The sequence below is a fragment of the Streptomyces sp. NPDC015127 genome, assembly GCF_043080095.1.
In the GTDB taxonomy this organism is placed as follows: domain Bacteria; phylum Actinomycetota; class Actinomycetes; order Streptomycetales; family Streptomycetaceae; genus Streptomyces.
Genome location: NZ_JBIBVE010000017.1, coordinates 148,694 through 172,935 on the forward strand (window position 1 = coordinate 148,694; position 24,242 = coordinate 172,935).

General features: G+C 71.0%; 19 protein-coding genes. 15 read left to right on the plus strand and 4 right to left on the minus strand.

The window, feature by feature from the left end; genetic code table 11:
• Positions 1-58 precede the first annotated feature (58 nt).
• From ACF08N_RS30135 to ACF08N_RS30145, 3 genes are all read left to right on the plus strand, one after another.
• Entirely contained in the window at positions 59-2,032 is a 1,974-nt protein-coding gene (locus ACF08N_RS30135) for a TerD family protein (protein ID WP_392327879.1), read from the plus strand.
• Between the two features lie 229 nt (positions 2,033-2,261).
• The gene (locus ACF08N_RS30140; RefSeq protein WP_392327880.1) at positions 2,262-3,281 is read left to right on the plus strand and encodes a TerC/Alx family metal homeostasis membrane protein; all 1,020 of its coding nucleotides are present in this window, start codon (positions 2,262-2,264) and stop codon (positions 3,279-3,281) included.
• A gap of 142 nt (positions 3,282-3,423) precedes the next feature.
• On the plus strand, positions 3,424-4,185 hold the full coding sequence (locus tag ACF08N_RS30145; protein ID WP_392327881.1) for an alpha/beta fold hydrolase: 762 nt from the start codon (positions 3,424-3,426) through the stop codon (positions 4,183-4,185).
• Between the two features lie 15 nt (positions 4,186-4,200).
• On the opposite strand, the gene ACF08N_RS30150 is transcribed toward ACF08N_RS30145, so the two are convergent.
• Together ACF08N_RS30150 and ACF08N_RS30155 are read right to left on the minus strand one after the other, a co-directional pair.
• Positions 4,201-4,857, minus strand: coding sequence for an MBL fold metallo-hydrolase (locus tag ACF08N_RS30150; RefSeq protein WP_392327882.1), 657 nt, complete (start codon positions 4,855-4,857; stop codon positions 4,201-4,203).
• Positions 4,858-4,867: 10 nt separating this feature from the next.
• Positions 4,868-5,551, minus strand: a complete 684-nt coding sequence (locus tag ACF08N_RS30155) for a maleylpyruvate isomerase family mycothiol-dependent enzyme (RefSeq protein WP_392327883.1) — start codon at positions 5,549-5,551, stop codon at positions 4,868-4,870.
• A 196-nt stretch (positions 5,552-5,747) separates the two neighbouring features.
• Between ACF08N_RS30155 and uvrA the strand changes: the two genes are divergently transcribed.
• Positions 5,748-8,693, plus strand: a complete 2,946-nt coding sequence (uvrA, locus tag ACF08N_RS30160; protein ID WP_392327884.1) for an excinuclease ABC subunit UvrA — start codon at positions 5,748-5,750, stop codon at positions 8,691-8,693.
• 382 nt (positions 8,694-9,075) lie between these two features.
• On the opposite strand, the gene ACF08N_RS30165 is transcribed toward uvrA, so the two are convergent.
• Positions 9,076-9,969, minus strand: a complete 894-nt coding sequence (locus tag ACF08N_RS30165) for a carbohydrate kinase (RefSeq protein WP_392327885.1) — start codon at positions 9,967-9,969, stop codon at positions 9,076-9,078.
• 138 nt (positions 9,970-10,107) lie between these two features.
• Here ACF08N_RS30165 and ACF08N_RS30170 point away from each other — a divergent pair, with 138 nt between their 5' ends.
• Positions 10,108-10,536, plus strand: coding sequence for a Rieske (2Fe-2S) protein (locus tag ACF08N_RS30170; RefSeq protein WP_392327886.1), 429 nt, complete (start codon positions 10,108-10,110; stop codon positions 10,534-10,536).
• A 34-nt stretch (positions 10,537-10,570) separates the two neighbouring features.
• On the opposite strand, the gene ACF08N_RS30175 is transcribed toward ACF08N_RS30170, so the two are convergent.
• Complete coding sequence (locus ACF08N_RS30175) at positions 10,571-11,503, minus strand: hypothetical protein (RefSeq protein ID WP_392327887.1); 933 nt, start codon at positions 11,501-11,503, stop codon at positions 10,571-10,573.
• 372 nt (positions 11,504-11,875) lie between these two features.
• Here ACF08N_RS30175 and uvrC point away from each other — a divergent pair, with 372 nt between their 5' ends.
• The 10 genes from uvrC to ACF08N_RS30225 all read left to right on the plus strand — a co-directional run bounded on the left by uvrC (position 11,876) and on the right by ACF08N_RS30225 (position 24,151).
• Positions 11,876-13,861 carry an excinuclease ABC subunit UvrC gene (uvrC, locus tag ACF08N_RS30180; RefSeq protein WP_392327888.1) on the plus strand — a complete coding sequence of 662 codons (1,986 nt, stop codon included), beginning with the start codon at positions 11,876-11,878 and terminating at the stop codon, positions 13,859-13,861.
• Entirely contained in the window at positions 13,858-14,799 is a 942-nt protein-coding gene (gene rapZ, locus ACF08N_RS30185; protein ID WP_392327889.1) for an RNase adapter RapZ, read from the plus strand. Before uvrC ends, rapZ begins: the two co-directional genes overlap by 4 nt.
• Positions 14,796-15,830 (plus strand): uridine diphosphate-N-acetylglucosamine-binding protein YvcK, encoded by a 1,035-nt coding sequence (gene yvcK, locus ACF08N_RS30190; RefSeq protein ID WP_392327890.1) that lies wholly within the window; start codon positions 14,796-14,798, stop codon positions 15,828-15,830. Before rapZ ends, yvcK begins: the two co-directional genes overlap by 4 nt.
• The gene (gene whiA, locus ACF08N_RS30195; RefSeq protein ID WP_005318962.1) at positions 15,821-16,810 is read left to right on the plus strand and encodes a DNA-binding protein WhiA; all 990 of its coding nucleotides are present in this window, start codon (positions 15,821-15,823) and stop codon (positions 16,808-16,810) included. The genes yvcK and whiA overlap by 10 nt, the downstream gene beginning before the upstream one ends.
• A gap of 168 nt (positions 16,811-16,978) precedes the next feature.
• Positions 16,979-19,927, plus strand: a complete 2,949-nt coding sequence (locus ACF08N_RS30200; RefSeq protein WP_392327891.1) for a M14 family zinc carboxypeptidase — start codon at positions 16,979-16,981, stop codon at positions 19,925-19,927.
• A gap of 223 nt (positions 19,928-20,150) precedes the next feature.
• Positions 20,151-21,155 (plus strand): type I glyceraldehyde-3-phosphate dehydrogenase, encoded by a 1,005-nt coding sequence (gene gap, locus ACF08N_RS30205; RefSeq protein ID WP_392327892.1) that lies wholly within the window; start codon positions 20,151-20,153, stop codon positions 21,153-21,155.
• A gap of 129 nt (positions 21,156-21,284) precedes the next feature.
• Positions 21,285-22,496, plus strand: coding sequence for a phosphoglycerate kinase (locus ACF08N_RS30210; RefSeq protein WP_392327893.1), 1,212 nt, complete (start codon positions 21,285-21,287; stop codon positions 22,494-22,496).
• 6 nt (positions 22,497-22,502) lie between these two features.
• Positions 22,503-23,279, plus strand: a complete 777-nt coding sequence (gene tpiA, locus ACF08N_RS30215) for a triose-phosphate isomerase (RefSeq protein ID WP_392327894.1) — start codon at positions 22,503-22,505, stop codon at positions 23,277-23,279.
• A gap of 170 nt (positions 23,280-23,449) precedes the next feature.
• Positions 23,450-23,680, plus strand: coding sequence for a preprotein translocase subunit SecG (gene secG / locus ACF08N_RS30220; RefSeq protein ID WP_177148920.1), 231 nt, complete (start codon positions 23,450-23,452; stop codon positions 23,678-23,680).
• A 135-nt stretch (positions 23,681-23,815) separates the two neighbouring features.
• Positions 23,816-24,151 carry an RNA polymerase-binding protein RbpA gene (locus ACF08N_RS30225; protein ID WP_003957010.1) on the plus strand — a complete coding sequence of 112 codons (336 nt, stop codon included), beginning with the start codon at positions 23,816-23,818 and terminating at the stop codon, positions 24,149-24,151.
• The last annotated feature ends 91 nt before the right edge of the window (positions 24,152-24,242 follow it).

Genomic DNA, 24,242 nt, shown 5'->3' on the forward strand with positions numbered 1-24,242 from the left:
TCGCACGCCTTGCGACGCACACACCACGAGCACCGCAGAGCACCGAGGGGACAGAGCGATGACGGCCGAGCTGGTACGGGGGCAGAACCACCCGCTGCCGCACACCCGCCTGGACGTACGGGTGTCGGCCGGACATCCGGTCGTGGCCTGCGCCAGCTACGTCGACGACCGCGGCACCGGACGCGAGGAGTGGGTCGCCCACCCCGGCGCCCGCACACTGCCCGGCGTCGAGGTGCCGGGACAGGCCGAACGGACGCCCCGGTTCAGCCTCCACCTGGACGCCGTGCCCGAGGAGGCGCAGCAGATCAACGTGCTCCTCGCGCTCGCGGCCACGGGCGGCCCCGACCGTTTCGGCGCCACCGCGGCGCCCTTCGTCGCCGTCGTCGGTGAGGACGGCGGCGAGATCGCCAGCTTCACCATCACCGGACTCGACACCGAGACCGCGCTCGTCGCCGTCGAGATCTACCGGCGCCAGGGCACCTGGAAGATCCGCGCGGTGGGCCAGGGATACGAGGGCGGGCTCGCGGACCTCCTCGCCGACCAGGGCCTGGCCGGGGCCCGGGAGATCGCCGCCGGTATCCAGCAGACAGTGGCTCCACGGGCTCCCCGTACCGAACCGGCGCGGCTCGGTACGGGCGCAGACGCGGGTCCGGCCGCCTCTGCCGCCCCCGACCAGTCCACCGCCCCGGACGCGACGCCGTCCGGCGGCCGCTCCCTCTCCGACGGCCTGTCCGTGCCCGCGGCCCAGGCTGCGGCCGCCTCCGCGGGACCGCAGCAGACCCCGGAGCCCGACGCCCCGCAGATCCCGAACGGCCCCATCAACTACGCGCACCCCCGGCGCCAGTCGGCTCCCCCGCCGCCCCATCCGGCCGCACCGCCCAGGGAGCCCGGACGTCCCTCCTCGCCGGTCGCGGGCGACGCCACCGGCTGGTCCATGGAGGAGCGCCTCTACAACCAGATCTGGGGCATGTTCGAGGATCTGGCCCGGACCGTCGCCGCGTACCGCAGCGCGGTCGAGTTTGCCGAGACCCGCATGGACAAGGAGCTCGACCAGGTCCTGTCGGACCCGCGCAGCCGCATCGGCAGCGGCGGGGACGAGGCCAGGGCCGCGGCCCGCGCCAAGTACGAGCAGCTGACCGACCAGGCCCGGCAGGTCCTCGACCGGGATCTCGCCCAGCTCACCGCCGAGGCGGAGGTCGTGGAGCCCGCTCTCCCGCCGGCCTTCGCGCGCTGGGACAACCCTGCCTGGCACGCCTACCGGGTTCCGATGGAGATCCCCATGGCGCTGCGCATCGGCGACATCCACCTGCCCGAGAGCCCCGAGCTGCGTCTTCCGCTGCTCGTCCGGCTGCCGCTGGAGCGGGGGCTGTGGGTGGACAGCGGACGGTCGAGCTCGGACGCGGCCATGGCGCTGGACGAGGGGCTGCTGCGCCGGCAGGCCGCCGACACGGCGGTCGCGCTCGCCGCCCGGCTCCTCGCGGTGTACCCGCCCGGTGAGTTCTCGGTGCATGTGATCGACCCGGCCGGGTCGGCGGCCGGCTCCCTGGCCCCGCTGGTGAGCTCGGGCGTGCTCGCCGGGCCGCCGGCGGCAGGGGCCCAGGGCGTGAGCGCCGTCCTGGCGCAGCTGACCCAGCGGGTCGACCTCGTGACCATGGCGCTGCGCGGAGACGCGGCCGACTCCCTCCCGCCGGACCTCGACCGGGCCGAGCAGCTGCTGATCGTCAACGACTTCCCGCACGGCTTCGACGACCGGGCGGTCACCCAGCTGCGGTACCTCGCCGACGAGGGACCCGCCGTCGGAGTTCACCTGCTGATGGTCGCCGACCGAGAGGATGCCTCCGCGTACGGTCCGGTGCTCGATCCGCTGTGGCGCTCGCTCCTGCGGATCACGCCTGTTCCCGACGACCACCTCGCCGACCCCTGGGTGCGGCACGCGTGGACGTACGAGCCGCTGACCGTGCCGCCGGGCAGTGCCGTGCTGCGTGAGGTGCTGGACCGGGTGGCCGACGCCCGCCGCTCCTGGGGGCGCTGACCTGGGAATTTGATAATCGCATTACCTTCTCCTTTACCTTTCCTTGGTCTTTCCGGTACTCTTCCTTGGAGCGGAGGGGAGTACTCCCGACTCGCGGCGTGCCCGTCAGTACGGACCCACAGAGAAGGTCCCGGGGCGCCGGCCCGTGATGCGGTGCGACACCGCCCGGGTGGAGGAGACCTCCGGCAGCGACGACGCTGATCAGTAGCCGTACGAAGCCGGAGGCGCAGTGGACGTTTCAATGACCCTTTGGGTGCTGACCATTCTTGGTCTCAGTGCCCTGATCGCTGTCGATTTCTTCATCGGGCGCAAGCCTCATGACGTGTCGATCAAGGAAGCCGGTACCTGGTCCGTCGTCTGGATCGTGCTGGCGGCGCTCTTCGGCCTCGGCCTGCTCGTCTTCGGCGAGAGCCAGGCGTCGGGCGAGTTCTTCGCGGGATTCATCACCGAGAAGTCGCTGAGCGTCGACAACCTCTTCGTCTTCGTCCTGATCATGGCGAAGTTCTCGGTGCCGTCCCACCTCCAGCAGCGGGTGCTGCTGATCGGTGTGCTGATCGCGCTTGTGCTGCGGGCGATCTTCATCGCCGCGGGCGCCGCGATCATCGCCAGCTTCTCGTGGGTGTTCTACATCTTCGGCGCCTTCCTCATCTACACCGCCTGGAAGCTCATCCAGGAGGCGCGCTCGGACGAGGAAGAGGAGGAGTTCGAGGAGAACAGGCTCCTCAAGTCCGTCGAGAAGAAGTTCGGTGTCGCCGACCGCTACCACGGCACCAAGCTCTTCATACGTAACAACGGCAAGCGCGTCCTGACCCCGCTGATGGTGGTCATGCTCGCCATCGGCACCACCGATGTGCTCTTCGCGCTGGACTCCATCCCCGCGATCTTCGGCCTCACCCAGGACCCGTACATCGTCTTCACGGCCAACGCGTTCGCGCTCATGGGTCTGCGACAGCTGTACTTCCTGATCGGCGGACTGCTGAAGAAGCTGGTCCACCTCAGCTACGGCCTGTCGGTGATCCTCGGCTTCATCGGCGTCAAGCTGGTGCTGCACGCACTGCACGAGAGCGGGGTGCACGTCCCCGAGATCTCCATCCCGTTCTCGCTGGCCGTCATCTGCGGCGTGCTGGTCGTCACCACGATCACCAGCCTGATCGCCTCCAAGAAGCAGGCCGAGCGGGAAGCGGCCAAGGCCGGGCGGAGCGCCGACGAGGTCCCCGCCGAGAAGGACAAGGACAGCGTCGAGGCCTGACACACCAGGCCCGGTCACCCGACGTGGCAGCCCCGGCCGGGGCGAGGACGAGAGCCCTCGCCCCGGCCGGCGGCGTATCCGCCGGCCGGCGGTCTTCCGGTCCCGCATACCGTGGCGTACGACAGCCCCGAGCACCGAGGACGTGAGAGTCATCGCCGCACGCCGACAACAACCCGCGTCCGCCGCCCTGGTGACCCTGCGCGCCGTCCATTCGCCCCGAGCGGCCGTCCTTCTGCTGCACGGCGGCCGGGCCGACGCCCTGGAGCCGCCGCCCGTCGTCAACCTGCCCGCGGTGCGGATGCGTCCCCTCGCCAGGTCCATCGCCCGCGCCACCGCCGGCCACCGCATCGCCCTCGGCCGGGTCCGCTACGTCCACCGGGGCTGGAACGGCGAGCGCGCCGACGCGGCGCGTGACGCGGCACGGGCCCTGGAAGAGCTGTCCCTGGCGGCCGGGCCGGTACCCGTCGTGCTGGTGGGACATTCGATGGGAGGCCGGGCCGCCCTGCGGGCCGCCGCGCATCCCCGGGTGTCCGCCGTGGTCGGGCTCGCGCCCTGGTGCCCCGCCGGTGAACCGGTGGACCACCTCGCGGGCCGGCGGGTCGTTCTGCTGCACGGCGACCGGGACCGGGTGACCGACCCGGCCGACACCTGGGCCCTCGCCGCCCGTGCCCTGGCCGCCGGCTCGGAGGTCTGCGCATTGCCGGTGTCCGGCGGCGACCACGCCATGCTGCGCGGCGCCGCCTCGTGGCACGCCCTCACCACCGCGGCGGTCACCGGCCTGCTGGGGCTGGGGCCGCTGCCGGCACGCGTCGCGGAAGGGTTCGCGGCGCCCGGAGCGGCGCCGCGTCCGACCGCACAGCCGGCGCCGGAGCCGCCGGGCCCCACGCCCGACCCGGCGGCCTGAGCCGAACGCCGCGGACTACCAGCCGCGTTCGCGCCACTCCGGCAGCTTCGGCCGCTCGTCGCCGAGCGTCGTGTCCTTGCCGTGCCCCGGGTAGATCCACGTCTCGTCGGGGAGCCGGCCGAAGAGCTTCTCCTCGACACCGTTCAGCAGATCGGCGAACGCCTTTGGATCGTCATGGGTGTTGCCCACACCGCCCGGGAAGAGGCAGTCACCGGTGAACACATGGGGATGCCCGTGCGGGTCGTCGTAGACCAGAGCGATCGAGCCCGGGGTGTGGCCCACCAGGTGACGGGCGGTCAGCTCCACGCGGCCCACCCGGATCGTGTCCCCGTCGTCCACCGACACATCGGTGGGGACGGGGATGCCCTCGGCGTCGTGGCGCCCCGCGTACGTCCGGGCGCCCGTCGCCGCGACCACCTCGGCGAGCGCCTGCCAGTGGTCGCCGTGGCGGTGGGTGGTGACGACCGACGCGATCGAGTCGTCACCGATCAGCCGCAGCAGGGTGTCCGGCTCGGCGGCGGCGTCGATCAACAGCTGCTCTCCGGTGGCGCGGCAGCGCAGCAGATAGGCGTTGTTGTCCATCGGGCCGACGGCGACCTTGGAAATCATCAGGTCCGTCAGTTCGTGCACATCCGCGGGCCCGCCGACCTTGACCACTCCGCTGTATGTCATACGTCTCAGCCTATAGCGGGGGGATGACAGGCAGCGGTCCTCCCGCGGCCGCGAGCGCCGCGCCGTCCCGCCGTCCCGCGAGCCAGCCCAGCACGTCCGCCGGGGTTCCGGAGACCGTCACCTCGGGCCCCTCGGTGCCGCCGGTGCGCCACTCGCCGACGGCGGTGACGATCCGCGTCGGCGGGACGCTCGCGGCGCCGCCGAAGCGCTGGGCGAGGAACTCGGTCTCCCGCTGGGTGAACTCCTTCGGCAGGTCCTCCAGCTCGTAGCCGATGCCCAGGTCGACATGGTGCAGCTCGACCTCGACGAGGCGGCGGAACGGCACCCGCGCCGCACGGTCGGTGACGCCGTTGCGCAGCTCGACCGTGCGGTTCCAGTCCGCCAGCACGGAGCCGGCGTCCTGGAAGCGCGCGGCGCTCGCGCGCAGGTCGTCGAGCTGGTCGGCGAGGGGGCGGGGCGCGTCGCGCTCGATGTCGGCGTCGCGGGCCTCGCCGCTGACGTACATGGGGCGGCCCTCGAGAACATTCACGAGTGCGTCGGCGTTACGGGAGAGGTGGGCCAGCACATGGCCGCGGGTCCAGCCCGGCAGCCGTGACGGCCCCGCCACGGCGGCGTTGTCCAGTGCGGCGACGGCGGCGAGCAGCCGGTCGGTCGCTTCGCGTACGGAGCGCAGGTCGCTGTGAGGATCGATCATGAGGCCGACCCTAGCCCTCGGCACTCGATCGGGTGAAGGAATCGGCGGGCGTCCGTAAATCGAATGCGCGTGCTATACGCTCGGTGGAGGCATCCTTGAAAGTCAGGCATTCATCCATCCGGCGGCCCCCCTAGGCTTGGAACAGTCTGGGACGGGGGCCGTGCCCCCGCTTCTCTCAAGAAAGGTGCGGACCGGCGTGGCCGACCGTCTCATCGTCCGTGGCGCGCGCGAGCACAATCTGAAGAACGTCTCGCTCGACCTCCCGCGTGACTCCCTCATCGTCTTCACCGGGCTCTCGGGGTCGGGGAAGTCCTCTCTCGCGTTCGACACGATCTTCGCCGAGGGGCAGCGCCGCTACGTCGAATCCCTCTCCTCCTACGCCCGGCAGTTCCTCGGCCAGATGGACAAGCCGGACGTCGACTTCATCGAGGGCCTGTCCCCGGCTGTCTCGATCGACCAGAAGTCGACCTCGCGCAATCCGCGCTCCACCGTCGGCACCATCACCGAGGTCTACGACTACCTCCGTCTGCTGTTCGCCCGCATCGGCAAGCCGCACTGCCCCGAGTGCGGCCGCCCCATCTCGCGCCAGTCGCCGCAGGCCATCGTCGACAAGGTCCTGGAGCTGCCCGAGGGCAGCCGCTTCCAGGTCCTCTCGCCGCTGGTGCGCGAGCGCAAGGGCGAGTTCGTCGACCTCTTCTCCGACCTCCAGACGAAGGGGTACAGCCGGGCCAGGGTCGACGGGAAGACGATCCAGCTCGCCGAGCCGCCCACGCTCAAGAAGCAGGAGAAGCACACCATCGAGGTGGTCGTCGACCGCCTCACGGTCAAGGACAGCGCCAAGCGCCGGCTGACCGACTCCGTCGAGACCGCGCTCGGCCTCTCCGGCGGCATGGTCGTGCTCGACTTCGTCGACCTCCCCGAGGACGACCCCGAGCGCGAGCGGATGTACTCGGAGCACCTGTACTGCCCCTACGACGACCTGTCCTTCGAGGAGCTCGAGCCCCGCTCCTTCTCGTTCAACTCGCCGTTCGGCGCCTGCCCCGACTGCACCGGCATCGGCACGCGCATGGAGGTCGACCCCGAGCTGATCGTCCCCGACGAGGAGCGGTCCCTCGACGACGGCGCGATCCACCCCTGGTCGCACGGCCACACCAAGGAATACTTCGGGCGCCTGATCGGCGGGCTCGCCCAGGCGCTCGGCTTCTCCACCGACATGCCCTGGGCCGGGCTGCCGCAGCGCGCCAAGAAGGCCCTGCTGTTCGGCCACAAGACCCAGGTCGAGGTCCGCTACCGCAACAGGTACGGCCGGGAGCGGGCGTACACCACCCCCGCCTTCGAGGGCGCCGTCCAGTTCGTGAAGCGGCGGCACTCCGAGGCCGAGAGCGACTCCAGCAGGGAGCGCTTCGAGGGCTACATGCGCGAGGTCCCGTGCCCTACCTGCGAGGGCACCCGCCTCAAGCCGATCGTCCTCGCGGTCACCGTGATGGAGAAGTCCATCGCCGAGGTGTCCGCCATGTCGATCAGCGAGTGCGCGGACTTCCTCGGCCGCCTCAAGCTGAACGCCCGCGACAAGAAGATCGCCGAGCGCGTCCTCAAGGAGGTCAACGAGCGGCTCCGCTTCCTCGTCGACGTCGGCCTGGACTACCTCTCCCTCAACCGCGCCGCCGGCACCCTCTCCGGCGGCGAGGCACAGCGCATCCGGCTCGCCACCCAGATCGGCTCCGGCCTGGTCGGCGTGCTGTACGTGCTGGACGAGCCGTCCATCGGCCTGCACCAGCGCGACAACCACCGGCTCATCGAGACGCTGGTGCGCCTGCGCGACATGGGCAACACCCTGATCGTCGTCGAGCACGACGAGGACACGATCAAGGTCGCGGACTGGGTCGTCGACATCGGCCCCGGCGCGGGCGAGCACGGCGGCAAGGTCGTCCACTCCGGCCCGTTGAAGGAGCTGCTGGCCAACCAGGAGTCGATGACCGGGCAGTATCTGGCCGGGATTCGGTCCATCCCGACGCCCGAGCTGCGCCGCCCGGTGGACCCGACGCGCCGGCTCACGGTGCACGGGGCCCGGGAGAACAACCTGCGGGACATCGACGTGTCCTTCCCGCTCGGCGTTCTCACCGCGGTCACCGGCGTCTCCGGCTCCGGAAAGTCGACCCTGGTCAACGACATCCTCTACACCCACCTGGCCCGCGAGCTGAACGGCGCCAAGTCGGTGCCGGGACGGCACACCCGCGTCGACGGCGACGACCTCGTCGACAAGGTCGTGCACGTCGACCAGTCGCCCATCGGCCGCACGCCGAGGTCGAACCCTGCGACGTACACCGGCGTCTTCGACCACGTCCGCAAGCTCTTCGCGGAGACGATGGAGGCGAAGGTCCGGGGCTACCTGCCCGGCCGCTTCTCCTTCAACGTCAAGGGCGGCCGCTGCGAGAACTGCTCCGGCGACGGCACCATCAAGATCGAGATGAACTTCCTCCCGGACGTGTACGTCCCGTGCGAGGTCTGCCACGGCGCGCGGTACAACCGCGAGACCCTGGAGGTCCACTACAAGGGCAAGTCCATCGCCGAGGTGCTGGACATGCCGATCGAGGAGGCGCTGGACTTCTTCGAGGCCGTCCCGACGATCTCCCGCCACCTGCGCACGCTCAACGAGGTCGGCCTCGGATACGTCCGGCTCGGCCAGTCCGCGCCGACGCTCTCGGGCGGCGAGGCGCAGCGCGTGAAGCTGGCCTCCGAGCTGCAGAAGCGTTCCACCGGGCGCACGGTCTACGTGCTGGACGAGCCGACCACCGGCCTGCACTTCGAGGACATCAGCAAGCTGATCAACGTGCTGTCCAACCTCGTCGACAAGGGCAACTCGGTGATCGTCATCGAGCACAACCTCGACGTGATCAAGACGGCCGACTGGGTCGTCGACATGGGCCCCGAGGGCGGCAGCGGCGGCGGACTCGTGGTCGCCGAGGGCACCCCGGAGCAGGTCGCGGGCGTCCCGGCGAGCCACACCGGCAAGTTCCTGCGGGACATCCTGGACGCGGAGCGCATCAGCGACGCCGTGTCGGTGCCGGCGGCGCGTAAGCCTGCGCGGAAGGCGGCGCCGAGGAAGACGACGGCCGGGGCGGCGCGAGCGCGTCGCGCCTGACTCGGGGGTTCCGCCCCCGTCACCCCCGCGCCTCAAACGACGGCGGAGGCTGTGTGTGCAGCCCCGCCGTCGTTCGAGGACACCGCGCGCTAGGGTCTTTCGTTTGGATCAGGCCGGATCAGTGAGTGGGGGTCCCCCCTACGCCCGCAGGGCGTAGGGGGAGGGTCTGGTGCGTGCGATCGCAAGGCGGAGGTGGGGGTACCTCCCACGCCGAAGGCGTAGGGGGAGGAGACAATGGCGGAGCCATGGCGACCGACGACAACGCGGCGTGGGGGCACCTCCCGTGCCCGAAGGGCTACGGGGGTGGGGGTACCTCCCACGCCGAAGGCTGCGGGGGAGCGTGCCAGGGCCCGCGAGCCCGGCATGATCCAAACGAGAGGCCCTAGGCCAGCTCCGCCGCGTACGGGGGCTCCGCTCCCGTACGGGAGCACGTCACCGCCGCCGCGCGTGCCGCGAACGTCAGCACCTCGGCCCAGGCGGCAGCGTCCAGCGACGACAGCGCGTCGGGGGACAGCGCGTCCCGGGCAGCGAGCCCGTGCAACAGCGCCGCGTTCACCGTGTCGCCGGCTCCGATGGTGTCCGCGACCGTCACCGGCGCCGCCGGGACCGAGACCTCGACACCGGACCGGGTGCGTACCGACAGCCCCGAGCCGCCCCGGGTCAGTACCACCGCCTCCGGGCCCTCGGGCATGCCACCCAGCCACGCGGCGTCGTCCTCGGAGAGCTTCAGCAGCGAGACGAACGGCAGCCAGCCCGCGAACCGGGCCCGGTAGGCGTCCGCATCCGGTATCAGACCGGCCCGGATGTTCGGGTCGAGCAGCGTGAAGATCCCGCGACCCGCCTCCCGCCGCAGCAGCGCCTCGTATGCGCTCGCGCCCGGTTCCAGCACCAGCGAGCACGTGCCGAGCGCCAGCGCCCGCACGTCCTCGGGCAGGGCGCCGGGCAGCTCGAAGAGACGGTCCGCGCTGCCCTCCGCGTAGAAGCCGTACCCCGCCGAGCCGTCCGAACCGATCGCCGCCACCGCCAGCGTCGTCGGCTCCGGGCCGCGCTGGACCAGCGAGACGTCGACCCCCGCCGCGCGCAGTCCGCCCAGCAGTGCCTCGCCGAAGGCGTCCGTCGACACCCGCGAGCAGAATCCCACCGGGGAACCCAGCCGGCCGAGAGCCACCGCCGTGTTGTAGGGCCCGCCGCCGAGGCGGGGCAGCAGCATGGGCAGGGGAGTGGCGGCCCCCTGGGGGACCAGGTCGATCAGGGATTCACCGGCGACGACGATCACGGGCCAGAACGTAGCCCATGCCCGAGCGCCCCGACCAGGGAGCCCGCCCCGGGCTGCGCCGATCTCCGCCGGTATCGTCGTTTCCGTCACCGACACGCGCCCTCGGACGCATCCGACGCCCTGAACTGTGGAGTTCCCATGCCCGGCCAGCCGACCGCCCGCCGTACCGTCCTGAAGGGCGCGGCCCTCGCCGGGACCGCCGGGCTGGGCGTCGCCGCCTGCTCCACCGAGTCCAAGGTCGGCCACGCCGAGAACCCGACGCCCACCGCATCCGTCGACCTCGGCGCCGCCGATGCCGTTCCCGTCGGCGGGGCGAAGCTCTACCGCGAGCAGCGGCTGGTCGTGCACTGCCCGGCGAAGGGGCAGTACAAGGCGTTCAGCGCCCAGTGCACCCACGCCGGCTGCGTACTCGACAAGCTCGAGGGGACGGAGGGCAACTGCCCCTGCCACGGCAGCCGATTCGACGTGACGACCGGCAAGGCGCTCGTGGGCCCGGCCACCGTGCCGCTGCCCGAGGTCCCGGTCAAGGCGGAGGGCGGCAGGCTCGTCGCCGGCCCCGACGCCTAGATCGCGTACCGGCGCGCTCGACGATCCCCAGCCGTCAGTCCCAGTCCCAGTCGATCCCGAGGATCCCCGGGCGCACCCCCTGCTCCACCAGGTGCACCGTGCGATGGCGCCCGCTGAGCGTCAGATCCGTCCGCGCGCCGCGGGGCGCACCCGTCGTCGCCCGGGCGAACCGCCGGCAGCGCACCGGCAGCGCGCCCTCGTCGAACCGCACCTGGAGCACGTACTGCCCGCCCGCGAAGCCGAAACCGCGCACGTACTCGCTGCTCGGGCCGCCGGTGCCGTCCTCGAAGCCGTAGCCGAAGACGTATGTCTCGCCGACGCGCAGCCGCGTGTCGAAGAGGAGCTCGGCGACTACCACGCGGGAGTCGGTGTCCCACCGGACCCGGCCCGTACGGCAGTTCTCCAGCGCCTTCACCCGCACCCGTGCCGGATCGCAGCCCGGATCGCCGTGGTGCACGGCCAGATAGCGGTCGATGCCGTCCTGCTGGGCGCGTACGACGTGGTGCGAGTCGCGCCCGGCGAGGCGCCGGTCGGCGCCGATGCGCACCCGCTCCTGGTGTCCGACCGTGTGCAGTGCGCCGCCCGCAGGCGGCGTGAGGCCCGCGAAGAGCCGTTCGGCCGTGCCGGATGCCTCCGCGAGCGAGCGGTAGGAACGCCCGCCGGGGCGATCGGCGTCCGCGTGGGCGCTGTCGGTCCCGGGGCCGAGCAGCCGGACCAGTGACTGCGCGGGCAGCTCCAGCACCTCCTCCAGTGCGCGCACCGCCCGCAGCGACTCGGGGCGCTGGGGACGGCGCGCGCCCTGCTGCCAGTAGCTGAGGCTGGTCACGCCGACCTTGATCCCCCGGTGGGCGAGGTGGTGCTGGACGCGCTGGAGCGGCAGACCGCGCACCGCGAGGGCGGCGCGCAGGGCCAGGTGGAACGGGCCGCTGTTCAGCACCTGTGCCAGATCTGCCTGGGTGTGGCCCATGGACTCCTCCGGGGGCTCATGGCGTTCGCGGAATGATCACGTGGCGGGGGCGCCGCTGGGGGTGGGCGGCGGCATTCCGGGCGGGGAGGGACGGAGGTCTTCACATCCGGGCCGTACCGATCACAGCGCCGCGTCACCCCGCATTGAAGCGTGTTGATCTTCCTGGGACAAGGATGGGGGCAGGGCTTGTGGCCAGGATCCGTCCCTTGCCACCCCCGCGGCGGTCATCCGGGCCCGTACCCGCGTCCACAGCGGGGGCCCAGGCCCTCGCGGCCGCCTCCGCGGCCCTCCCCGTAGGGGGCCCGCGCCGACTGATCATGTCCCTGTCCGGAGAGGACCACGTTGTCACCGCCCGCCAGTAGGGTGGTCGACATGGCAGACCCCTCCAGCTACCGCCCCAAGCCGGGACAGATCCCCGACTCGCCGGGGGTCTACAGGTTCCGCGACGAGCACCGTCGTGTGATCTACGTCGGCAAGGCGAAAAGCCTGCGCCAGCGCCTGTCCAGCTACTTCCAGGACCTGGCGGGTCTCCACCCGCGCACGCGCACCATGGTCACCACCGCAGCCTCCGTCGAGTGGACGGTGGTCTCCACCGAGGTCGAGGCGCTCCAGCTGGAATACTCCTGGATCAAGGAGTTCGACCCCCGGTTCAACGTCAAGTACCGCGACGACAAGAGCTATCCGTATCTCGCGGTCACGCTGAACGAGGAGTTCCCGAGGGTCCAGGTCATGCGCGGCGCCAAGCGGAAAGGCGTGCGCTACTTCGGTCCGTACGGGCACGCGTGGGCGATCCGCGAGACCGTCGACCTGATGCTCCGCGTCTTCCCCGTGCGCACCTGCTCCGCGGGCGTGTTCAGGAACCACGTGCAGAAGGGCCGTCCCTGCCTCCTCGGCTACATCGGCAAGTGCTCCGCCCCGTGCGTCGGCCGGGTCACCCCCGAGGAGCACCGCGAACTGGCCGAGGAGTTCTGCGACTTCATGGCCGGCCGCACCGGCACCTACATCCGCCGCCTGGAGAAGCAGATGATGGCGGCCGCCGACGAGATGGAGTACGAGAAGGCCGCCCGGCTGCGTGACGACATAGAGGCGCTCAGGCGCGCCCTGGAGAAGAACGCCGTCGTGCTCGCCGACGCGACCGACGCCGACCTGATCGCCCTCGCCGAGGACGAGCTGGAAGCCGCCGTGCAGATCTTCCACGTACGCGGCGGACGGGTGCGCGGCCAGCGCGGCTGGGTCACCGACAAGGTGGAGAACGTCGACACCGCCGGCCTGGTCGAGCACGCGCTCCAGCAGCTGTACGGCGAGGAGAGTGGCGACGCGGTCCCCAAGGAGGTCCTCGTCCCGGCGCTTCCCGAGGACGACAGCGCCGTCAGCCAGTGGCTGAGCGGCCGCCGGGGGGCGCAGGTGTCGCTGCGCGTCCCGCAGCGCGGCGACAAGAAGGCGCTCATGGAGACCGTCGAGCGCAACGCCCTCCAGGCCCTCGCGCTCCACAAGACCAAGCGCGCCAGCGATCTGACCACCCGCTCGCGGGCCCTGGAGGAGATCGCGGAGGCCCTCGGTCTCGACTCGGCGCCCCTGCGCATCGAGTGCTTCGACATCTCCCACCTCCAGGGCGAGGACGTGGTGGCGTCGATGGTGGTCTTCGAGGACGGCCTCGCGCGCAAGAGCGAGTACCGCCGCTTCCAGATCAAGGGCTTCGAGGGCCAGGACGACGTCCGGTCCATGCACGAGGTGATCACCCGGCGGTTCAAGCGGTACCTCGTCGAGAAGGACAGGACGGGGGAGTGGATCGGCGGCGACGACCCCGGGAGTGAGCCTCCCGAGGACGACGGCCGTCCGAAGAAGTTCGCCTACCCGCCCCAGCTCGTGGTCGTCGACGGTGGAAAGCCGCAGGTCACGGCCGCCCAGCGGGCCCTGGACGAGCTCGGCATCGACGACGTGGCCGTCTGCGGCCTCGCCAAGCGCCTCGAAGAGGTCTGGCTGCCGCACGACGACGACCCGGTCGTGCTCCCCCGGTCCAGCGAGGGCCTGTACCTGCTGCAGCGCGTCCGTGACACGGCTCACGACTTCGCCATCCGCTATCAGCGCTCCAAGCGGACGAAGCGGATCAGGACCAGCCCGCTCGACGCCGTCCCCGGCCTCGGGGACATGCGGAAACAGGCTCTGATCAAGCATTTCGGCTCGGTGAAGCGGCTCCGGCAGGCGACAATCGAGCAGATCTGCGAGGTCCCCGGCATGGGCCGCAAGACGGCCGAGTCGGTCGTCGTGGCCCTTGCCCAGGCGGCTCCGGCCGCACCCGCCGTGAATACGGCGACAGGAGAGATCATTGAAGAGAACGACGGGGGCGGAACGACATGACTGAGCACGACGGAGACGGAGCAGCAGACGTGAGTACGGGCAATACGGCCGAGCCCGCCGAGGCCGCGGCGGACGTGGCCATCCCCGAGCTGGTGATCATCTCCGGCATGTCCGGTGCCGGTCGCAGCACGGCGGCGAAGTGCCTGGAGGACCTGGGCTGGTTCGTCGTGGACAACCTGCCGCCCGCGCTGATCCCCACCATGGTGGAGCTCGGCGCCCGCTCGCAGGGCAACGTCGCCCGCATCGCCGTCGTCGTGGACGTGCGCGGCCGGCGCTTCTTCGACAATCTCCGCGAGTCCCTCGCCGATCTCGACGCCAAGCAGGTCACGCGCCGGACCGTCTTCCTGGAGTCCTCCGACGACGCCCTCGTGCGTCGCTTCGAGTCGGTCCGCCGTCCGCACCCGCTGCAGGGCGACGGCCGGATCGTCGACGGCATCGCGGCCGAGCGCGACCTGCTGCGCGAGCTGCGCGGCGACGCCGACCTGGTGATCGACACCTCCAGCCTCAATGTGCACGAGCTGCGCGCCAAGATGGACGCCCAGTTCGCGGGCGAGGAGGAGCCGGAGCTGCGGGCGACGGTGATGTCGTTCGGGTTCAAGTACGGACTGCCCGTCGACGCCGACCTCGTCGTCGACATGCGCTTCCTGCCCAACCCGCACTGGGTCCCCGAGCTGCGCCCCTTCACCGGCCTGAATGAAGAGGTGTCGAACTACGTCTTCAACCAGCCCGGTGCCAAGGAGTTCCTGGACCGCTACACCGAGCTGCTCCAGCTGATCGCCTCCGGCTACCGCCGCGAGGGCAAGCGGTACGTGACCATCGCGGTGGGCTGCACGGGCGGCAAGCACCGCTCGGTCGCCACCTCCGAGAAGCTGGCGGCCCGGCTGTCCTCCGCCGGCGTCGAGACCGTGGTCGTGCACCGGGACATGGGGCGCGAGTGACCGGACGGACCCTCCGTCTGCGACGACTGCGCCGGTCCACGCGCACTCCGTCGACACGGAAGCGCGGCGCACAGCCCAAGGTCGTCGCCCTCGGCGGCGGCATGGGCCTGTCCGCGTCGCTCGCGGCCCTGCGCCGCATCACCGGCGACCTGACCGCGGTCGTCACCGTCGCCGACGACGGCGGCTCCAGCGGCCGGCTCCGGGAGGAGCTCGGCGTGCTGCCGCCGGGCGACCTCCGCAAGGCGCTGGCCGCCCTGTGCGGCGACGACGACTGGGGCCAGACCTGGGCCCGCGTCATCCAGCACCGCTTCCAGTCCCAGGGGGACCTGCACGAGCACGCGGTCGGCAATCTGCTGATCGTGGCGCTGTGGGAGCAGTTCGGCGACCATGTGCAGGCCCTCGACCTGGTGGGCAAGCTGCTCGGCGCCCACGGCCGGGTGCTGCCCATGTCGGCCGTCCCGCTGGAGCTCCAGGCGCTGGTGCGCGGGCACGACCCGGCGCGCCCGGACGAGGTGTCCACGGTCCGCGGCCAGGCGACCGTCGCGCTCACCCCGGGCGAGGTGCAGTCGGTGCACCTCGTGCCGAACGACCCGCCCGCCGTCCCGGAGGCCGTCGAGGCCGTCCTGGACGCCGACTGGGTGGTTCTGGGGCCCGGGTCCTGGTTCTCCTCGGTGATACCCCACCTGCTCGTGCCCGAGCTGCTGGACGCCCTGGTCGGGACGAAGGCGCGACGGGTCCTCTCCCTCAATCTCGCGCCGCAGCCCGGCGAAACAGAAGGCTTCTCCCCGCAGCGTCATTTGGAGGTTTTGGGACGACACGCGCCTAAACTCGCCCTGGACGTGGTGCTGGCCGACGCGGCCGCCGTGCCCGACCGCGAGTCCCTCGACGAAGCCGCCAAGCGGCTCGGCGCCGCGGTCGAGCTGGCGCCGGTGGCCTCTCCCGACGGCGCTCCGAAGCACGACCCGGAGCTGTTGGCCGCCGCGTACGACCGTATTTTTCGGATGCATGGAAGGATCGGCCCATGGCGATGACGGCAGCGGTGAAGGACGAGATCTCCCGGCTTCCCGTCACCCGGACCTGCTGCAGAAAGGCAGAGGTCTCGGCGATCCTGCGGTTCGCGGGCGGTCTGCACCTGGTCAGCGGCCGCATCGTGATCGAGGCGGAGCTCGACACCGGGATCGCGGCACGCCGTCTCAAGCGCGACATCCTGGAGATCTTCGGCCACAGCTCGGAGCTGATGGTGATGGCCCCCGGCGGGCTGCGCCGCGGCTCCCGCTTCGTCGTGCGGGTGGTGGCGGGCGGCGACCAGCTCGCGCGCCAGACCGGCCTGGTCGACGGCCGCGGCCGCCCGATCCGCGGCCTGCCGCCCCAGGTCGTCTCCGGCGCCACCTGCGACGCCGAGGCCGCCTGGCGGGGCGCGTTCCTGGCGCACGGCTCGCTGACCGAGCCGGGCCGGTCCTCCTCGCTGGAGGTCACCTGCCCCGGCCCGGAGGCGGCCCTGGCCCTGGTCGGCGCCGCCCGCCGGCTGTCCATCGCCGCCAAGGCGCGCGAGGTGCGGGGTGTGGACCGGGTCGTCGTCCGGGACGGTGACGCGATCGGCGCGCTGTTGACCCGCCTCGGGGCGCACGAGTCGGTGCTCGCCTGGGAGGAGCGGCGGATGCGCCGCGAGGTCCGGGCCACCGCCAACCGCCTGGCGAACTTCGACGACGCCAACCTGCGCCGCTCGGCCCGCGCCGCCGTCGCGGCCGGGGCCCGGGTGCAGCGCGCTCTGGAGATCCTGGGCGAGGAGGTGCCCGAGCACCTCGCCGCCGCGGGCCGGCTGCGCATGGAGCACAAGCAGGCGTCCCTGGAGGAGCTGGGAGCCCTCGCCGACCCGCCGCTGACGAAGGACGCGGTCGCCGGCCGTATCCGGCGGCTGCTGGCGATGGCCGACAAGCGGGCCCAGGACCTGGGCATTCCGGGTACGGAGTCCAATCTGACCGAGGAGATGGCCGACGGACTCGTCGGCTGAGCCTCCCCGGCATGCAGCTCAAGAGCTTTGCTGCCGACGCCCGTTGGGGCGTCGGCAGCGTCGTTTGCGGACATCGGCGGGCGCACCCACGCCCTATTGACATGATCATGGAGAGTCATGAGCCTGGCGCCTGTTCACTCATCGGGCAGACAACAGCAAGGGGGGCGCATGAGACGCAGAGCGAGATCGATCCTCGCGGCGGCTTCACTGCTCGTCGCGGGACTGTCGGCCGCGCCGATCGCGCAGGCCGAACCGGGGGGGCAGGACAATGACGAACTCTCCGTATGGCATGCGAAGGTCACCAGGGCGCAGGTGCCGCTGATCCTGGCGGCGGGCGCCGACGGGCACGAACTCACCGAGCGGGTGCCGGAGAAGGGCACCGCCACGGTCGAGCTGTACCTCACCGACCGGCAGGCGGACGAGCTGCGCGCGCAGGGCGTCGGCGTCACCGAGCACACCGTCTCCGCCGCGGCCGAGCGGCGCGTCGCCGCCGCGGGCGACGGCGTCTACCGCCCGTACGGCGGCGAGGGCGGCCTCAAGAGCGAAATTCTCGCGACCGCCGCCGCCCATCCCGGCCTGACCAAGGCCGTCAGCATCGGCAAGACGGTCAAGGGCCAGGACATCCTCGCCCTCAAGATCTCCAAGGGCGCCACGAAGCACCGGGACGGCGCCAAGCCGGCCACGCTCTACATGTCGAACCAGCACGCCAGGGAATGGATCACGCCGGAGATGACCCGGCGGCTGATGCACCATTACCTCACGAACTACGGCAAGGACCCGCGGATCACGAGGATCGTGGACTCCACCGAGCTGTGGTTCGTGCTCTCGGCCAACCCCGACGGCTACGACTACACGTTCACCGGCACCGCCGAGCGCCAGTGGCGCAAGAACATGCGCGACAACAACGGCGACGGGAAGATCGCCCCCGGCGACGGCGTCGACCTCAACCGGAACTTCGCCTACAAGTGGGGCTACGACAACGAGGGTTCGTCACCCGACCCGTTCGACGAGACCTACCGCGGCACCGGCCCGGCGTCCGAGCCCGAGACCCGGGCCATCGACGCCTTCCAGAAGCGCATCGGCTTCGAGTACGGCATCAACTACCACTCCGCCGCCGAGCTGATCCTCTACGGAGTCGGCTGGCAGGTCGCCACACCCACGCCCGACGACGTGCTCTACAAGGCGCTGGCCGGCACCCCGGAGAACCCGGCCGTCCCCGGCTACCGCCCCCAGGTCTCCTCCGAGCTGTACACCACCAACGGCGAGGCCGACGGCCACGCGGCCAACGTCAACGGGATGATGATGTACACCCCCGAGATGTCGACCTGCGCCACCGCGTCCCGCATCGACCCGAACGACCCCTGGAACGCGGCCGACTGCGCGTCCGTCTTCACCTTCCCGGACGACGAGAAGCTGATCCAGCAGGAGTTCGCGAAGAACATCCCGTTCGCGCTCTCCGTCGCCGAGACCGCCGCCCACCCCGACCGGCCGTCGTCCTCGCTCGGCCTCGACGCGGCCGACTTCACCCCCGACACCTTCACCACCTCCTACGCGCGCGGCGGCGACCAGGAGGTGTCCGTCGTCGCCCGCAAGTCGCTGCGGGACAAGGAGCTCAAGTACCGCGTCAACGGCGGCCGTACGCACGACCAGGCGCTGCGGCCATGGAAGGGCGGCGAGACCTTCGGCGGCGACGACAACATCCGCTTCGACGAGTACCGCGCCCGCGTCCGGGACGGGGACGTCGGCGACACCGTCGAGGTCTGGTTCACCGGCCGTACGCGGGACGGGAAGCGCACTTCCAGCGAGCACTTCACCTACAGGATCGCCGAACGGCCGCGCGCCGCAACGCTCGTGATCGCCGAGGAGGGCGGCAGCGCACCCGCGCGGCACACCGCCGCCTACACCAGGGCCCTCGCCGACAACAAGCGGGGCAGCGCGGTCTGGGACGTCGCCACCCAGGGCGCCCCGCACCCGCTCGCCGTGCTCGGCCACTTCGACACGGTCGTCTGGTACACCGGGGCCGAGGCGCCCTCCTGGGCCACCACGCGGGCCGTGCGTGCCTACCTCAACGAGGGCGGCAAGCTCCTCACCACCGGTGAGCGGGCAGGCGGCGCCGCCGACCTGGGCGACGCGCTGAGCGACGACTTCGCCCAGTACTACCTCGGCGCCTCGGGCCGCGCCTCGCTCGCCGGAGCGGGCGGGTTCCTCGGCGCGGGCCGCCTCGCCGGGGCCTCGGGCGCGCTCGCCGCCGCGCCCGGCAACCCCTTGGACGCGGCCGGTGCGTACACGATCACCTCGGACACCCTGCCGCCGGGCGACTTCCCGCAGTTCAGCAGCGCGGCCGCGGGTGACTACCCGGGCGTCAGGATGCCCTTCTCGCCGTACGAGGGCGACTGGTACGCGGCGGCGAGCCACCGCAACGCCTCCTGGATGCGGCTCACCCGCACGATCGACCTGAGCGGCACGAGCGCGGCGGACGCGCCCGCGCTGGACCTGCGGCTGAGCTACAACACCGAGCCCGGCTACGACAACGCCGTGTTCGAGGTCCATACCGTGGGCCAGGACGACTGGACGACCCTGCCCGACGCCAGGGGCGGCACCTCCACCACCGTCCCCACCCAGTGCGACGGCGGCTTCTACGTCGCCATGCACCCCTTCCTGCGGCACTACCTCACCGTCGGTCCCGACGGATGCACGGCGCGTGGCACCACCGGCAACTGGAACTCCTTCACCGGGGCCTCCGACGGCTGGCGGGCCGCCTCGTTCGACCTGAGCGCCTACGCCGGCAAGCGGATCGAGGTCGCCGTCTCGTACGTCACCGACCCCAGCGACGGCGGCAAAGGCATCTTCGTCGACGACACCCGGCTGGTGACGGCGGGCGCCGGGCAGGACGCCGAGGGCTTCGAGACCTCGCTCGGCCCCTGGGCCGTCGCGGGGCCGCCGCAGGGCAGCCCCGCCCTGCGCGGGAACTGGACACGCAGCCAGGACCTGTACCCGTCCGCCGCGGCGGTCACCACGCGTGACAGCGTCCTGATCGGTTTCGGCCTGGAGCACGTTCCGGCCGCCGCCGACCGGGCGCGGATCATCGGCAGGGCTCTCGGCGCACTGCGGCGCTGACACGGGTCCGCGCGGCCGGTTCCGGACCGATGAGCTGACCGGAACCCGTGCGGATACGCGGCGGTCCGTACCCTACTGGCGGGTACGGACCGCCTTGTCGTACACGGCCCGCTCTGGATGTCACCTCCGGCACTCCGGGGAGGTAGGGTCGGAGGCGGTCGGGGACATCCCTATACAGCTCGCCGGCGTCGAAACCCGGCGTACCAACGAGGAGATCGGTTTCGTGACGATCCGCGTAGGCATCAACGGCTTTGGCCGCATCGGTCGTAACTACTTCCGCGCGCTGCTGGAGCAGGGTGCGGACATCGAGATCGTGGCTGTCAACGACCTGGGTGACACCGCGACCACAGCGCACCTCCTGAAGTACGACACCATCCTCGGCCGCCTCAAGGCCGACGTGACCCACACCGCCGACACGATCACCGTCGACGGTCACACGATCAAGGTGCTCTCCGAGCGCAACCCCGGCGACATCCCGTGGGGCGAGCTGGGCGTCGACATCGTCATCGAGTCGACCGGCATCTTCACCAAGAAGGCCGACGCCGAGAAGCACATCGCCGGCGGCGCCAAGAAGGTCCTCATCTCGGCTCCGGCCACCGACGAGGACATCACCATCGTGATGGGCGTCAACCAGGACAAGTACGACCCGGCCCAGCACAACGTCATCTCCAACGCCTCCTGCACCACCAACTGTGTGGCGCCGATGGCCAAGGTCCTGGACGAGAGCTTCGGCATCGTCAAGGGCATGATGACGACGGTCCACGCGTACACGAATGACCAGCGCATCCTGGACTTCCCGCACAAGGACCTGCGCCGCGCCCGCGCCGCCGCGGAGAACATCATCCCGACCTCGACCGGTGCCGCCAAGGCCACCGCCCTGGTCCTCCCGCAGCTGAAGGGCAAGCTGGACGGCATCGCCATGCGCGTCCCGGTCCCCACCGGCTCCGTCACCGACCTCGTCCTGGAGCTCGACCGCGAGGTCACCAAGGACGAGATCAACACCGCCTTCCAGAAGGCCGCCGAGGGCCAGCTGCAGGGCATCCTGGAGTACACCGAGGACCCGATCGTCTCCTCGGACATCGTGAACTGGCCGGCCTCCTGCACCTTCGACTCCTCCCTGACCATGGTCCAGGGCAAGCAGGTCAAGGTCGTCGGCTGGTACGACAACGAGTGGGGCTACTCCAACCGCCTCGTGGACCTCACGGTCTTCGTCGGCAACCAGCTCTGATCTGCACCTTCTGATCCGAACTGCAGCGAAGAGCACCAAGATGTGAGTGACAGGGCTCGGGCAGCGCGATGAGGCGCCGTTCGAGCCCTGTCGCGCGTGCAGCAGTCCTCCAAGGAGCCGTAGAACACCATGAAGACCATCGACCAGCTGCTGGCCGACGGGGTCGCGGGCAAGCGGGTATTCGTCCGCGCCGACCTCAACGTGCCCCTCGACGGCACGACCATCACCGACGACGGCCGCATCCGCGCCGTCCAGCCGACGATCGCGAAGCTCGCCGAGGCCGGCGCGCGCGTCGTCGTCGCCTCCCACCTCGGCCGCCCGAAGGGCGCCCCGGACCCCGCCTTCTCGCTCGCGCCCGCCGCCGCGCGGCTCGGTGAACTGCTCGGGACCGACGTCGCCTTCGCGACCGACACCGTCGGCGAGTCCGCCCGGGCCGTCGTCGCGGGTCTGGCCGACGGCCAGGTCGCCGTCCTGGAGAACCTGCGCTTCAACGCCGGTGAGACCGCCAAGGACGACGCCGAGCGCGGCGCCTTCGCGGACCAGCTCGCCGCCCTCGCGGACGTCTACGTCGGCGACGGCTTCGGCGCCGTGCACCGCAAGCACGCCTCCGTCTACGACCTCCCGGCCCGGCTGCCGCACGCCGCCGGCTACCTCATCGCCACCGAGGTCGGCGTGCTGAAGAAGCTCACCGACGAGGTGAAGCGGCCGTACGTCGTCGTCCTCGGCGGCGCCAAGGTCTCCGACAAGCTGGCCGTCATCGACCAGCTCCTCGGCAAGGCCGACCGCCTGCTCATCGGCGGCGGCATGGCCTACACCTTCCTGAAGGCCAAGGGCTACGAGGTCGGCATCTCCCTCCTCCAGGAGGACCAGATCCCGACCGTGACCGAGTACATGGAGCGCGCGGAGAGGAACGGCGTCGAGCTGGTGCTCCCGGTCGACGTGCTGGCCTCCGGCGAGTTCCCCGACCTGAAGACGAAGGCCCCGGCCGACTTCATCACGGTGGACGCCGACAAGATCCCCTCCGACAAGGAGGGCCTCGACATCGGCCCGAGGACCCGCGAGCTGTACGCATCCAAGATCGCCGACGCCGAGACCGTCTTCTGGAACGGGCCGGTGGGCGTCTTCGAGCACCCCGACTACGCCGGCGGCACCCAGGCGGTCGCGCAGGCGCTGGTCGACAGCTCCGCCTTCACCGTCGTCGGCGGCGGCGACTCGGCCGCCGCCGTCCGTACGCTCGGCTTCGACGAGAACGCATTCGGCCATATTTCGACCGGCGGTGGCGCGAGCCTCGAGTACCTCGAGGGCAAGACGCTTCCCGGCCTCGCCGCACTGGAGGACTGAACACCCGTGACGACCCGCACCCCGCTGATGGCGGGCAACTGGAAGATGAACCTCAACCACCTCGAGGCCATCGCCCACGTCCAGAAGCTCGCCTTCGCCCTGGGCGACAAGGACTTCGACGCCGTCGAGGTCGCCGTCCTGCCGCCCTTCACCGACCTCAGGTCCGTGCAGACCCTGGTCGACGGCGACAAGCTCAAGATCAAGTACGGCGCCCAGGACATCTCGGCGCACGACTCCGGCGCCTACACCGGCGAGATCTCCGGCCCGATGCTGGCCAAGCTGAAGTGCGCCTACGTCGCCGTGGGCCACTCCGAGCGCCGCCAGTACCACGCCGAGACCGACGAGATCTGCAACGCCAAGGTGAAGGCCGCCTACAAGCACGGCCTGACCCCGATCCTGTGCGTCGGCGAGGGCCTGGACATCCGCAAGGCCGGCCAGCAGGTCCAGTACACCCTGGCCCAGATCGACGGCGGCCTGAAGGACATCCCGGCCGAGCAGGCCGAATCCATCGTGATCGCGTACGAGCCGGTGTGGGCCATCGGCACCGGCGAGGTCGCCACGCCCGAGGACGCGCAGGAGGTCTGCGGGGCGATCCGCGGCCGTCTCGCGGAGCTGTACAGCCAGGAGCTGGCCGACAAGGTCCGCATCCAGTACGGCGGCTCGGTCAAGGCCGGGAACGTCGCCGCGATCATGGCTCAGCCCGACGTCGACGGCGCCCTGGTGGGCGGCGCGGCGCTGGACGCGGACGAGTTCGTCAAGATCGTCCGCTTCCGTGACCAGTGAGCAGGGTGTGAGCGACCGGTGAGTATGCGCTAGCGCGGATCCGGCGTACCCTTGCGGGGGCCGAGGCTCACAGTGCCACGATGCGGCTCCGCCGCGTGGCGGGCCCGGCCCCCGCAGTACATATCGGTATCAGTTCTGATCAGTCCGAGGAAGTTGGTCCAGCCGTGGTTATGGGGTTCTCGATCGCCCTGATCGTCTTCAGCCTGCTGCTGATGCTGCTGGTGCTGATGCACAAGGGGAAGGGCGGCGGCCTCTCCGACATGTTCGGTGGCGGCATGCAGTCGTCCGTCGGCGGCTCGTCGGTCGCCGAGCGCAACCTCGACCGCATCACCGTCGTGGTCGGCCTGCTGTGGTTCGCGTGCATTGTCGTACTTGGTCTGCTGGTAAAGCTGGACAGCTGACCCGCCTCCTTCCCGTCCCGACCTGGGGTGTAACTCCAATCACTGGACGAGCGTTGGGCCTTACGTAGACTGGGGCACTCGCGGCGCAGCCGCTGTGAGACGCTGTGCAGCACCATCACGCAGGGAGTTACGACCGTGGCAAGTGGCAACGCGATCCGGGGAAGCCGGGTCGGAGCGGGGCCGATGGGCGAGGCAGAGCGGGGCGAGTCCGCACCGCGCCTCCGCATCTCCTTCTGGTGCTCCAACGGGCACGAGACGCAGCCGAGCTTCGCCAGTGACGCACAGGTCCCCGACACCTGGGACTGCCCGCGCTGCGGGTTCCCGGCCGGCCAGGACAGGGACAACCCGCCGGACCCGCCGCGCACCGAGCCGTACAAGACGCACCTCGCGTACGTGCGCGAGCGGCGCAGCGACGCGGACGGCGAGGCGATCCTCGCGGAGGCGCTCGCCAAACTGCGGGGCGAGATCTAGTGATCTGAGTCAGAGATTCGTCGGCAGTATGCGGCGACTTTGTCGAGAATCTCGTCGGCGGTCTTCGTCCAGACGAAGGGCCTCGGGTGCT

What these genes read in the sequence shown, in the direction of transcription:
- secG (WP_177148920.1), top strand. Translation starts at nt 23,450, where the DNA reads ATGGGGTTCTCGATCGCCCTGATCGTCTTCAGCCTGCTGCTGATGCTG.
- ACF08N_RS30210 (WP_392327893.1), top strand. Translation starts at nt 21,285, where the DNA reads ATGAAGACCATCGACCAGCTGCTGGCCGACGGGGTCGCGGGCAAGCGG.
- ACF08N_RS30135 (WP_392327879.1), top strand. Translation starts at nt 59, where the DNA reads ATGACGGCCGAGCTGGTACGGGGGCAGAACCACCCGCTGCCGCACACC.
- ACF08N_RS30200 (WP_392327891.1), top strand. Translation starts at nt 16,979, where the DNA reads ATGAGACGCAGAGCGAGATCGATCCTCGCGGCGGCTTCACTGCTCGTC.
- rapZ (WP_392327889.1), top strand. Translation starts at nt 13,858, where the DNA reads ATGACTGAGCACGACGGAGACGGAGCAGCAGACGTGAGTACGGGCAAT.
- uvrC (WP_392327888.1), top strand. Translation starts at nt 11,876, where the DNA reads ATGGCAGACCCCTCCAGCTACCGCCCCAAGCCGGGACAGATCCCCGAC.
- ACF08N_RS30175 (WP_392327887.1), bottom strand. Translation starts at nt 11,503, where the DNA reads ATGGGCCACACCCAGGCAGATCTGGCACAGGTGCTGAACAGCGGCCCG.
- whiA (WP_005318962.1), top strand. Translation starts at nt 15,821, where the DNA reads ATGGCGATGACGGCAGCGGTGAAGGACGAGATCTCCCGGCTTCCCGTC.
- ACF08N_RS30150 (WP_392327882.1), bottom strand. Translation starts at nt 4,857, where the DNA reads ATGACATACAGCGGAGTGGTCAAGGTCGGCGGGCCCGCGGATGTGCAC.
- ACF08N_RS30155 (WP_392327883.1), bottom strand. Translation starts at nt 5,551, where the DNA reads ATGATCGATCCTCACAGCGACCTGCGCTCCGTACGCGAAGCGACCGAC.
- ACF08N_RS30170 (WP_392327886.1), top strand. Translation starts at nt 10,108, where the DNA reads ATGCCCGGCCAGCCGACCGCCCGCCGTACCGTCCTGAAGGGCGCGGCC.